The 11,919-nt window shown below is 67.4% G+C and carries 10 protein-coding genes and 2 pseudogenes; 9 read left to right on the top strand and 3 right to left on the bottom strand.

The window, feature by feature from the left end; all coding sequences use genetic code 11:
• Positions 1-253: pseudogene (locus tag ACEN88_RS14490) on the top strand (glycosyltransferase); the annotation flags it as partial.
• Between the two features lie 568 nt (positions 254-821).
• Here ACEN88_RS14490 and ACEN88_RS14485 read toward each other — a convergent pair.
• Complete coding sequence (locus ACEN88_RS14485) at positions 822-1,766, bottom strand: hypothetical protein (RefSeq protein WP_413340613.1); 945 nt, start codon at positions 1,764-1,766, stop codon at positions 822-824.
• A gap of 293 nt (positions 1,767-2,059) precedes the next feature.
• Here ACEN88_RS14485 and ACEN88_RS14480 point away from each other — a divergent pair, with 293 nt between their 5' ends.
• The 8 genes from ACEN88_RS14480 (at position 2,060) to ACEN88_RS14445 (ending at position 10,924) form a co-directional block, all read left to right on the top strand.
• On the top strand, positions 2,060-2,302 hold the full coding sequence (locus tag ACEN88_RS14480; RefSeq protein WP_052170513.1) for a KGG domain-containing protein: 243 nt from the start codon (positions 2,060-2,062) through the stop codon (positions 2,300-2,302).
• Positions 2,303-2,455: 153 nt separating this feature from the next.
• Positions 2,456-2,857 carry a hypothetical protein gene (locus ACEN88_RS14475; RefSeq protein WP_259452807.1) on the top strand — a complete coding sequence of 134 codons (402 nt, stop codon included), beginning with the start codon at positions 2,456-2,458 and terminating at the stop codon, positions 2,855-2,857.
• Positions 2,858-2,943: 86 nt separating this feature from the next.
• A complete protein-coding gene (locus ACEN88_RS14470; protein ID WP_413340611.1) occupies positions 2,944-4,068 on the top strand; it encodes a M14-type cytosolic carboxypeptidase in 1,125 nt (374 codons plus the stop codon).
• Between the two features lies 1 nt (position 4,069).
• On the top strand, positions 4,070-4,558 hold the full coding sequence (locus tag ACEN88_RS14465) for a CYTH domain-containing protein (RefSeq protein ID WP_413340609.1): 489 nt from the start codon (positions 4,070-4,072) through the stop codon (positions 4,556-4,558).
• Entirely contained in the window at positions 4,555-5,709 is a 1,155-nt protein-coding gene (locus tag ACEN88_RS14460) for a serine hydrolase domain-containing protein (protein ID WP_413340607.1), read from the top strand. The genes ACEN88_RS14465 and ACEN88_RS14460 overlap by 4 nt, the downstream gene beginning before the upstream one ends.
• Positions 5,710-5,817: 108 nt before the next feature.
• Entirely contained in the window at positions 5,818-6,975 is a 1,158-nt protein-coding gene (locus ACEN88_RS14455) for an acyltransferase family protein (RefSeq protein ID WP_413340605.1), read from the top strand.
• Positions 6,976-7,053: 78 nt separating this feature from the next.
• The gene (locus ACEN88_RS14450) at positions 7,054-8,760 is read left to right on the top strand and encodes an FAD-dependent oxidoreductase (protein WP_413340603.1); all 1,707 of its coding nucleotides are present in this window, start codon (positions 7,054-7,056) and stop codon (positions 8,758-8,760) included.
• Between the two features lie 106 nt (positions 8,761-8,866).
• Positions 8,867-10,924, top strand: a complete 2,058-nt coding sequence (locus ACEN88_RS14445; protein ID WP_413340601.1) for a diguanylate cyclase — start codon at positions 8,867-8,869, stop codon at positions 10,922-10,924.
• Positions 10,925-10,939: 15 nt separating this feature from the next.
• Here the strand turns inward: ACEN88_RS14445 and ACEN88_RS14440 are convergent, their stop codons facing one another.
• Together ACEN88_RS14440 and ACEN88_RS14435 are read right to left on the bottom strand one after the other, a co-directional pair.
• Positions 10,940-11,389 carry a MarR family winged helix-turn-helix transcriptional regulator gene (locus tag ACEN88_RS14440; RefSeq protein ID WP_413340600.1) on the bottom strand — a complete coding sequence of 150 codons (450 nt, stop codon included), beginning with the start codon at positions 11,387-11,389 and terminating at the stop codon, positions 10,940-10,942.
• A pseudogene (locus tag ACEN88_RS14435) lies at positions 11,386-11,919 on the bottom strand (alpha/beta hydrolase); the annotation flags it as partial. The gene ACEN88_RS14440 and the pseudogene ACEN88_RS14435, both read right to left, overlap by 4 nt.

The following is an 11,919-nucleotide window of genomic DNA, read 5'->3' as shown; positions in this document are numbered from 1 at the left end:
CCACCTGGCGCGGCGCGGCCGGCGCATGGGCGCGGACCTGTTCGGCCGCCTGCGCACGACCCTGCCCCTCGACCTCGTCGGCATGGGCGCGACGGAGCTGGGCGGCCTGGGCGAGGTCGACCATCCGCAACTGCCCGCGTTCGCCGCCGCGTACCGGTTCCTGTTCTCGCCCGTCCGCTATTCCAGCCTCAGCCTGTCCGTGATCGAAGCCATGACGATCGGCATGCCCGTCGTCGCACATCAGGTCGTTGAATGGCGTGACGTGCACGAGCAGCACGGCGGGATCGTCGACCGGGTGGCGCACGTCGGTCGGCCATTGCGGCCGGCGGGCGTCAGCGACGATGTCGTCCGGGGGCAGCGAGGGCGGATCGTGCTCCAGGTAGATGCGGGGCAGCGCGCGCTGGGCCGGCGTGAGAAGTTCGTACTGGTCGCGTTCCCAGTGATGGTCTTCCTGGAACAGTATGCAGTCGAAGGCCTGCGCGCGCGCCTGGTCGGCGGGCAGGTCGCGGACGTTCGGGCCGAACGGGAAGGGGCCGCAGCGGCCGCCGTAGCCGGGCGGCCGGCCCGGTTTCACCAGCACGTGGAAGTCGTGCGGCGCATGGGACAGGTAGTACAGGTAGCTGCCATGCGTATGCCACGTCAGGACGTTCAGGCGGCGCATGACGCCTCCATGGCCCGTATGGAGGCGGCACTAAGCTCGTGTGCAATCCCGTTCTGGTTTGGCATGCTTCGCTCGCGGTCTGAATGTGACAGGTTCGACCGCGAGCGAAATGGCTGGGTTCCGGAACTAGCCCGGAGCTTGAATCTGGATCAAGGATGGCTCAGGGCTTGCGCTTGAAGCCGGTATCGTCGTCCATGTTGTCGTCGCCGTGGAGCTTGTTGGCGAAGCCGGGGCTGCGCGGGTAGCCGCCGGCGGCATCGTTCGACTTGTGCACGGGTGGGCCGTTGTGGGAACCGGTCTGCGAGCCCTGGCGGTCGGTGCTTGCGGCGCCCGTGTTGCCCGGCGAGCGCGGCAGGCCGCCGGCCACGTCGTTCGACTGGTGCACGCCGCCCACGTCCGAGTTCTGGTTCGACATCGAGCGCGAGCCGGCCACGTCCAGCTGTGTGTTGCCGCGCTGGGCCTCATGGCCGCCCGCGGCGCCCGGTCCCGGCATGCCGCCGCCCTGCGTGGAGCCCGATGCCGACTGGCGGTTGCCCATCGAGCCGCGCGGCGGCTGCGACGGCAGTTCGCTGCGCGGACCGTGCATGCCGCCGCCCTGCGTGTGCGTGGAGGCCTGCAGGTTGCCGCGCGAGTCCGAGAGCGAGCCGCCTTGCAGGTCTGGCTGGGCGGCACTCTGGGCGGGCAGGTTGCCGCGCACGACGTCGCGGTGCATGTCGCGTTGCCGGTTCAGATCCACGCCCGAGTCTTTCGGACGGTGTCCGACAGCCTGTTCCAGTAAGCCGTAGGCGCCGGACTTCTGTTCCATCTGGCGCTGGTGGCTGTCCGTGATGCCTTGCACTGCGCCGGAGCCGCCGTTGATCTGGTTGTCCATCGAACCGCCGGGAATGCCGGCATCCTCGCCATACTCGCGGCCGCCCACGCCGCCCTGGCCGCCCATGATGTCGCGTTGCTGGTTGCCCTGCTGCGGTACGCCGGTGCCTTGCGGATACGTGTGGTCGAGCGGCTGGCCGCGGTCGGCGCTGGCGCCCTCGGACCCGGGCGTCCATTTTTCATTGGCGCCGTTGTTCGTCTGGTTGTTCGCTTCGCTGCGTTGGTTCGCGTCCATGGTCGTCTCCTTTCGATCTGGAATTGAGATGATGCGCGTCCAGGAGCGACTTCAGTATAGGAAGACGTTGCGGTTATATGTAGGACGATTACCGACGAGTTATTTACGACTGGAAGTATTGTTTCGAGAGTGAATTTTCTGTGTCACATTGTCCTACAAAGTCATCTGAAATGCTCCTATAGTCTCATCTAGACGGCATGCCTAAGATGTTTTCCGACCGAGCGCTCATCCGATGGCATCGGCAGGCCTGCCGCGGGACGCGGCGGTTTCAACTGCAACGAGGAGAGAACATCATGGCATCCAGCAATCAAGGCAACAAACAAAGCGGCGGTACCAAGAACCGCGGTTTCGCATCGATGGATCCGGAGCGTCAGCGCCAGATCGCCAGCGAGGGTGGCAAGGCCGCCCACCAGAAGGGCACCGCCCACGAGTTCACCTCGGAAGAGGCACGTCGCGCAGGCAGCATGAGCCATGGCAACCGCCAGTCGGCTTCGGGCTCGTCGTCGCGCAGCTCGTCCAAGGGCAACAAGCAGTAATCCCACGCAACGGGACGGTGGCTGTGCCGTCCCTCTGCCAAGATTCCACACGGGGAGCACGAGCTCCCCGTTTTGCATTTCTTTAACACAATTCTTAAATGGGATGGGGTAGAATCCTCGGGCTTTCAACCACTTAGCCCATAGGAATTCGTCGTGAAATCAGCGGTCATCCGTCAAGTCAAGAGCATGTCCATGTCGTGCGACCGGGTCGGCAACCTGTTGTTGACCAAGTTTTCCGCACACGGCGCGAGCGACGTCGCCGTATTCGTGCCGGCATCGATCGTGTTCTGGCTCCTGAAGCACCTGCCGGTGAACCAGGACCCGAACCTGCAGCCGCCGCCGGCCGGTCCGCAGATCACCCAGTGGGACTGGGATCACCCGAACATCCCGCGCGCGTTCACCGTGCAGTGCAAGGTCTTGCCGGGCAAGATCAGCATGACCTACAACCTCGACCGCAAGCCGGACCTCACCGTCGTCCTCGACCGCAGCAACGTCGAGCTGATGCGCCAGATCATGCTGGCCTACAGCAAGGACCTGATCGACCTCGACGCGTAAGTCGAAGCGTCCGGCCGTCAGTGATGGCCGGCGGGCGTGGGCTCGGCTATCATGCGGTCTTTGACCGCTTTTCGAGGAACCCGCCCATGCCCATCAAGATCAGCCAGCTGTTCGATTCCGGTGCGATCGACGTCGTCCAGGCCACCGACCCGCGCCAGATCGACCTCAAGCTGCGCAAGGATTCTTCAGCCGACATCCACCAGTGGTTCCACTTCCGCCTGCAGGGCGCGCGCGGCCAGGCCTGCACGATCCGCTTCCTGAACGCGGGCCAGGCGACGTATCCGAAGGGCTTCGAGGGCTACCAGGTGGCGGCCAGCTACGACACCGAGAACTGGTTCCGGGTTCCGACATCCTTCGACGGCCAGGTCATGACCGTCAACCACACCCCCGAGCTGGACAGCATTTATTACGCCTATTTCGAGCCCTACACCTGGGAGCGCCACCTGCGCCTGCTCGGTGAAGTGGCGGAGAACCCGGTCGCGCGCGTGCACGACATCGGCACGACCGTCGACGGCCGCGACATGAACCTCGTCGTGGTCGGCAATCCGCAGGCCGAGAAGAAGATCTGGGTGATCGCGCGCCAGCATCCGGGCGAGACGATGGCCGAGTGGTTCGTCGAGGGCATGATGGATGCGCTGCTCGACAATTCGAACCCGATCTCGCGCAAGCTGCTGCAGCGTGCCGTGTTCTACATCGTGCCGAACATGAATCCGGATGGTTCCGTCCGGGGCAATTTGCGCACGAACGCGGCCGGCGCGAACCTGAACCGCGAGTGGATGACGCCGTCGCCCGAGCGCAGCCCGGAAGTGCTGTGCGTGAAGAACAAGATCCACGAGACGGGCGTCGACATGTTCTTCGACATCCACGGCGACGAGGCGCTGCCGTACAACTTCGTGGCCGGCAGCGAGATGCTGGAAGACTTCACGCCGGAGCGCCTGGCCGCCCAGAACGCGTTCATCGAGCGCTACATGGCCGCCAGCCCCGACTTCCAGAACGTCTACGGCTATGCCGCGAGCAAGTACAACGAGGAACTGCTGACCCTGGCCTCGAAGTACATCGGCCACACGTTCAAATGCCTGTCGCTGACCCTGGAGATGCCGTTCAAGGACAACGCCAACCTGCCCGACCCGTACGTCGGCTGGAACGGCGCCCGCAGCGCCGCGCTGGGTGCCGCGATGCTGCAGCCGATCCTGCAATCGCTGGACGACTGACATGGGCGTCGAGATCGAACGCAAGTTCCTGCTGGCGCATGAAGGCTGGCGCGGGCGGGGCGTCCCGACGCGCATGCGCCAGGGCTACCTCGTGGCGGATGCCGTGCGAACCGTGCGCGTGCGCATCGAGGGCGAGCGGGCCGTCATCACCGTCAAGGGAAAAAGCACCGGCGCGTCCCGCGGCGAGTGGGAATACGAGATCCCCGTGGCGGACGCGACGGAGCTGCTCGACGGCCTGTGCGAGCAGCCGCAGGTGGAAAAGATCCGCCACCGCATCGAGCATGCGGGCCACACGTGGGAAGTCGACGAATTCCTCGGCCTGAATGCCGGGCTCGTCGTCGCTGAGATCGAACTCGATGCCGAGGACGAAGCGTTCGAGAAGCCGGACTGGATCGGCCAGGAAGTGACGGGCGAGAAGCGCTACTACAACTCCAGCCTGATCCGGATGCCGTACGCGCAGTGGCAGGGTAACGCCGTGAAGCGGCCATGAAGCGCCGCGCGCTTCTCGCGCTGGCCGTGTGCGCAATGGCCACGGCGCATGCCGCCACGCTGCCGAAGCCCAAAGCGGAGCCGTCGTACTTTCCGCCGGCCGGCGAGTGGGCCCACAAGACGCCGGGCCAGCTGGGCATCGACGCCGCCAGGCTGCGCGACGCCGTCGCGTACGCGCAGGCGCACGAGACGGAGCGGGCCCGCGACTTTTCCGACCAGAGACAGACGTTCGGCGAGCCGCTCGGTTCGCTGCCGTCGAAACGCGCACCGACGAATGGCATCGTCATCTACAAGGGCTATGTCGTGGCGGAATTCGGCGACACGCACTTCGTCGACCCGACGTATTCCGTCGCGAAGAGCATGTTGTCGACGGTTGCCGGCGTCGCCCTGCGCGACGGCAGGATCGCGGACCTCGACCAGCCCGTCGCCGCGACCGTGAAGGACGGCGGCTACGACGCGCCGCATAACGCGCCGATCACGTGGAAGCACCACCTGCAGCAGGAATCCGAGTGGGAAGGCAGCATGTGGGGCAAGAACGCGGACTTTGTCGGCCACGACGCGTTCGGTGCGGGCGAGCGCAAGCCGCGCACATTCCAGGATCCGGGCACGTTCTACGAATACAACGACGTGCGCATCAACCGCTTCGCGCTGTCGCTGCTGCGCGTGTTCGGCAGGCCCGTCCCGGACGTGTTCCAGGACGAGGTCATGGACCCGATCGGCGCGTCGCACCAGTGGAAGTGGGTGCCGTACACCAACAGCTACGTGGACATGAATGGCAAGCTCGTGGCGTCCGTCAGCGGCGGGACGCGCTGGGGCGGCGGCATGTGGATCGATTCGTGGGACATGGCGCGCTTCGGCTATCTATGGCTGCGTCAGGGCAATTGGAACGGCCGCCAGATCGTGCCCAAGGACTATGTGAAGGCGGCACTGACGCCCAGCGCGCACGGGCCCGACTACGGTTATCTGTGGTGGCTGAACACGAAGGGCAAGAACCTGCCTGGGCTGGCGCCGACGGCGTTCGCGGCGCTGGGCGCGGGCAGCAACGACATCGTGGTGTCGCCCGAGCACGATCTCGTGATCGTGTGGCGCTGGCATGCGGGCAATCCGGCCGAGTTCGCCAAACGCGTGATCGCGGCGCTGCCGGTCCGGTAATCCGCCCGGCACTGCCGTTTTTTGTAGTTTTTGAGGCGTTTTTTTTAGCGACGACAGGCCGTACCGGGCGAGAATCGGCCGCATCGATCACTTTGCGATGGGGACACGATGCGGGACGCCCGTACGACGATGGACTTGCCGGTGGCGCCGGACGCGCGGCAGGCGGGGGTCCGGTATTACCGGCCCGAACTGGACGTGCTGCGCTTCATCGCGTTCCTGTTCGTCTTCATGACGCACCGCACCGACCTGGCGCCCATCGACCAGGCGCGGCATCCGTGGTTCCATGCGTTCGCGCAGATCGGCGTGTATGGCGTGCCGGTGTTCTTTTTCCTGAGCGCCTTCCTGATCACCGAATTGCTGGAGCGGGAACGGAGCGCGACCGGCACCATCGACGTGCGCGCCTTTTATGTCAGGCGCATATTGCGGATCTGGCCCCTGTATTTCCTGGTCTTTTTCGGGCTCGTCCTGCTCAACCAGGTCCTGCCCGGCGCCGGCGCGGACTCGCCCGCCAAATGGCTGTTCTTCATGCTGTTTGCCGGGAACTGGTACATCACGTTCAACGGCTGGATCGAATATCCCGTCAATCCGATGTGGAGCCTGTCGGTCGAGGAGCAGTTCTACATCGTCATCCCGCTCCTCGCCTCGCTCGGACGCCGTGCGCTCGTGGCGGTCAACGTCGCCGTCCTCGCCGTGTCGTACGGCGTGATCGCCTGGTATGCGCGCGGATTCACCACGCCGCCCGGCTTCAGCGGCCAATGGACCAACAGCTTCGTGCACTTCCAGTTCTTCGCGGGCGGCATGTTGCTGGCGCTGGCCTTGCGCGGCCGCCGGCCCGACTGGCATGTCGCCGCGCGGGCCGGCCTGTGGATCGCCGCCATCGCCGCCTGGGTGGTCGCCTCGGCCGTGTGCGGGATCAAGGCCGACTATCCCCATTCGACCGTGACGGAAAGCCTGGCTGGCTGGGGCCTCGTGCTGGCCGGCGCCGCGCTCATGCTGGTCGCGACGCTCGGCACGCCGCAGCGGTTCCTGCCCGCCCCGCTGGTCTACCTCGGGCGCATTTCGTACGGCCTCTACCTGACCCACATCTTTTTCTTCTGGCTCGTGTACGACAAGTTCAAGCCGTGGCTGGCGGGCCTCGGCGACGACGCCGGCATGCTGCTCGCCTTTGCCGCGACCGTGGCCGTGGCCTCCGTGCTGTACCGGACGTTCGAAACCCCGTTCCTGCGCCTGAAGCGGCGCTTCACCCGGGTACCATCGCGCGACTGATACCCCTGCATTAATCCAGTCCACATCGCGCCCGAAGTGCGCTAGCATGCCGGCGTACCCCACCACGAGGCGCCGACCATGTCCGAACACGATCCCGAACTCATCTCCGCCAGCCTCGCGCCCGATTCCGAGGCGCGCGCCGCCATCGACCTGGCCACGCGGGGCCACCAGATCTATCCCGTCCTGGGCGCGGACGACATCCAGCGCCTGCGCCGCTTCGGCACGTGCCGCACGTGGCCGGACGGGGCCACCGTGTTCCGTGCCTGCGTCGATTCGCCGGGCATGGTCGTCGTGCTGGCGGGGCGGTTGTCGTGCAGCCGGACGGACGCGCTCGGCAAGCGGGTCGAGGTCGTCGAGTACGGGCCCGGCCAGTTCAGCGGCGAAGTGGCGCAATTGTCGGGCCGGCCGCCGCTCGCGGACGGCTTCGCGGTGGGCGAGCTGGAAGCCCTCGTGCTCGACGCGGAATGCCTGCGCGCCGTGATCGTGGCCGAGGCCGAGCTGGGCGAGCGCCTGATGCGCGCGTTCATCCTGCGCCGTGTGCAGCTCATCAACAACAAGCCGGGCGGCCCCATCCTGATCGGGCCGAACGCCCACGCAGGGCTGTTCGAGCTCGAGAATTTCCTGTCGCGCAATGCCTACCCGTACACGCGGCGCGATCCGGCCACGGACCCGGAAGCGGCCCAGCTCGTGCGCGAGCACTGGCGCAACGAGTCCGACTGGCCGCTCGTCGCGCTGCCGGACGGCTTCGTGCTGAAGAACCCGACCCTGGCCGAAGTGGGCCGCTGCCTCGGCACCTTGCCCCGCATCGAACGGGGGACCGTGTTCGACGTGCTGGTCGTGGGCGCCGGTCCGTCCGGCCTCGCGACGGCCGTGTACGCCGCTTCCGAGGGCCTGCGCGTGATGGTGCTGGACCAGCGTTCCTATGGTGGCCAGGCCGGGGCCAGCGCGCGCATCGAGAATTTCCTCGGCTTCCCGACCGGGATCTCCGGCCGCGCGCTCGCGGGCCGCTCGTACGTGCAGGCCCTGAAATTCGGCGCCGAGGTCGCGATTCCCGCGCAGGCCACGCGCCTGCTGTGCCACGAGCGGCCGCTGAAAGTGGAAATGGATGACGGCACCTGTCTGCAGGCCAGGACCGTCGTGCTGGCGTCGGGCGCGCGCTACCGCAAGCCGGACATGCCCAACCTGGCGCAGTTCGAAGGCCGCGGCGTGTACTACTGGGCATCGCCCGTGGAAGCGCGGCTGTGCCGCAACGAAGCCGTCATGCTCGTGGGCGGCGGCAATTCCGCCGGGCAGGCCGCGGTCTTCCTCGCGGCGCACGCGACCGAGGTGCACATGCTCGTACGCCGGGGGCTGGAAGCGACGATGTCGAGCTACCTGATCGAACGCATCGCGGCCACGCCCAACATCCATTTGCACACGCGGCGCGAGATCGCCGCGCTGGAGGGCGACGACAATGGCCTGAGCGCCGTGCGCTGCCGCAGCATCGACGGCGACGACGAGCGTGCGTTCGCCGTGCGCCGGCTGTTCCTGTTCATCGGCGCCGATCCGAACAGCGACTGGCTGCACGAGTGCGGCGTCGAACTGGACGACAAGGGCTTCGTGCTGACAGGCGCCGACACGCGCGCGGAACACGGCGCCCGTTCGCTGGAGACGAGCGTCGATGGCGTGTTTGCCGTGGGCGACCTGCGGGCCGGCTCGACCAAGCGCGTGGCCGCGGCGGCGGGCGAGGGGGCGGCGGCCGTGTCGCAGATCCACGGCTACCTGGCGACATTGGCGGAGCGCTGACCCACGGCGCATGGCGAAACAAGGTTGAGTTGAACCTTCTAGATGACAGCAGGCATAATGCGCCGGCAAGCGGCCGACCGTCCTTCGGCCCAGCCCGAGGAGTGCAATGGCCTTTTCCGTACTGTCATCATCCAGCATGCGGGGCGTGTGCGTCGCCGCGGTCTTGCTGTGCCCGCTCGTGGCCCATGGCGACGACGCCCAGGCACGCCGCCTGCGCGACATCGGCGCCATGGCCCGCTTCGTGCCGGACGAGGCATCGCGCCGGCTGCGCGCGATGGAGTGGGAAATGGCCACCGCCCCCGCGGCGCTGCGGACGGAATTCCTGTACCACTACAGCACCGCCGAGCGCGGCATCGGTGACCTGACGCATGCGCTGACCCTGGCCGACCAGCTCGTCACGTATGGCCGGCGCAACCATGACAACGTCGCCCTGGCGAAAGGCCTGATCGGGCGCGCCAACACGCTTTATTTGCGGGAAGAACTGGCCGCGTCGCATGCGACGGCGTTCGAGGCGGAACGGGTCGCGCTGGCGACGGACGACGTCCCGACGAAGGTGCTGGCGACGATCGCCGCCGGGCAATCGTTCCAGGAGGAGGGCAATTATCCGGAGGCGCTGGCGAAACTGCATGCCGCCGTCGACATGGCACGTCACGTCAAGGATGACGCCGCCCCGCTGGCCAGTGCGCTGCACACGCTGGTGCAGCTGTACCTGAACACGGGCGATTTCGACAAGGGGTGGGAGGCGCAGCGGGAAGCGCTGGCCGTGGCCAGGCAGATGGCCTCTCCGGGCCATATCGCGACGGCGCTGGGCGACGAGTTCGCGCTGGCCGTCGAGCAGAAAGCGTTCGCGCGGGCCCGGCGCGCCCTGTTCGAGGAACTCGCCCTCGAACGCAGCATGGGCGCCCGCCAGATGGTGGCGACCACGCTAGTCAACCTGTCGGATTGCTACCTGAAGGAGGGCCGGTTCCACGAGGCCCAGACGTATGCCGCGCAGGCGCTGGAGGCCGCCCTCGACGCCAGGAGCAACAACGACGTCGCCACGGCCCGCGTCAACCTGGGCCAGGCGCTGCTCGGGCAAGGCCACCTGGCCGAGGGCAAGCGGCACTTCGAAGCCGGCCTCGCGACCTATGAAAAGCAGGGCGACAAGCCCGAACTGCTGGCGGTGCTGCGCGAGTATGGCTACGCGCTGGAGCATGCCGGCGACTACAAGGGCGCCGTCGACGCGTACAACCGCGAGCGCAAGCTGTCGAGCGAGATCTTCGACGAGCAGCGCCAGAAGGCGTTGATGGAGCTGCAGCAGAAGTACGAGGCCGAGAACAAGCAGCGCCGGATCGACGCGCTGCGCCAGGAGAACCGGGCCACGAAGGCGGAGCTGGACAACCGCCGGCTGCATCAACGCATCTGGTGGATGCTCGCCATCGTCTTCGGGCTGGCGTCGGTGGTCGTCGGCCTGCTGTACCGGAAAGTGCGCCGCGCCAACGCCGAGCTGGAAGAGAAGAACCAGCAATTGAAACGGCAGGGCGCGCTCGATCCGCTCACGCTGCTGTACAACCGCCGCCACTTCCAGGAATTCATGGCCCGGACCGGCAACGAGCGCCGCACGGGCGGCGACGGGACCGTTGGGGGCTTGTTCCTGCTGGACGTCGACCGGTTCAAGGACATCAACGACACGCTGGGCCATGCGGCCGGCGACGCCGTGCTGAAGACCGTTGCGCACAACCTGCGCCTGGCACTCCGCGAGACCGACATGATCGTGCGCTGGGGCGGCGAGGAATTCCTCGTGTTCGTGCCGTCGGTCGCGCGCGACGGCCTGGACGAGGTGGCGCTGCGCATCCTGCACGGCATCTCGTCGCATGTCGCCGAGCATCGGGGTACGGTCGTGCCTGTGAGCGTCTCCGTCGGGTTCGCGCCGTTTCCAGTGGCGCTCGGTGGGACGGCGCTGACCTGGGAACAGGTCGTCAATCTCGCGGACATGGCCTTGTACCAGGCCAAGGCGCGCGGCCGCAACTGCGCGTGCGGCGTGCTCGGCTTTCCCGACGGCGCCCCGGCGACGCTGGAGCCGATCGAGCGCGACCTGGAAGAGGCCTGGCGCCAGGGATGGGTCGACCTGTCGGTGGTGCCGGGCGACGTCGAGTACACGATGCCGGTGCGGTCGCGCGCGTGACGCTTGTCCTCCTGTTCAGCCACCCGGCAGGTCGCGCTCGAGTTCGGCGACTTGCGCCAGCCAGCGCGCGACGACATCCAGCTCGTCCGGCGTGAACCCGGCTGTCAGGCGCGCGTTCAGGTCCCGCAGCATGGCGTGGGCCTGGCGGCTCGCGTCCTGCCCCTGCGCGGTCAGGCGCACGCGCGTGACGCGCCGGTCTGCGTCGTCATCCACGCGCTCGATCAGGTCGGCCGCCTGCATCCGCTTGGACAGGTTCGTGACGGCGGCCGGCGCCACCTGCAGTCCCTTCGCGATGTCGCCGACCGTGGCGGGCTCCCCGCGCGACGCGAGCAGGAACAGCAGGCCCGCCTGCGCCGAACTGATGCCGTCCCAGGCTTGCGGGCGCGTCTCGATCCAGCGCTGCAGCACTTTCTGCGCGCGGTTCAGCAAGAAGACGAAACGGGGCGGTTTTTTCGCTGCCGTCATCGCGCCGTTTCCTTAACGGGGCAGTGCGCCAGCAGCCAGTCGGCCACCTGCGGCCAGAGCGTGGGCGCGCACTGGCGGCGGAAAAAGCCCATGTGTCCGATGGCGGGCAGGCGGGCGTCGCGCGGGGCGACCTGGCGCCGCTCCATGCGCGCATTGACGAGCGGTTGCACGAGGATGGAGATGGCGCGCGGATTGGCCCACGGATCGTCGTCGAAGCCGAGCACGAGCAGCGGCACCCGCACACGCGCCATGCGCCGGCGCGCATCCATCGTTGCGTCGTCGAGGAAATAGCCGGGCAGGGTCGTCCAGCGGCTCCATTGCAGCATCACCGTGCGCGGCAGGTCTTCGCCGAGGCCGATCCGGCGGCCCGGCATGTAGCCGAGCACCCGGCACAGGACGGGCGCGAGCAGCCGCATCACGCACCACACCCGGGCCCGCTCGACGGCGCCGCGGATCGTGCGCGTGACGCCCGCATGCGACGCGACGAGCACGCCAGCCGTCAGCATCCCGGTGGCGGACGACAGCGCGAT

The sequence above is a fragment of the Massilia sp. CT11-108 genome, from assembly GCF_047302915.1.
GTDB lineage: Bacteria > Pseudomonadota > Gammaproteobacteria > Burkholderiales > Burkholderiaceae_D > Telluria > Telluria orientalis.
This window is presented reverse-complemented; position numbering and strand designations above follow the sequence as displayed.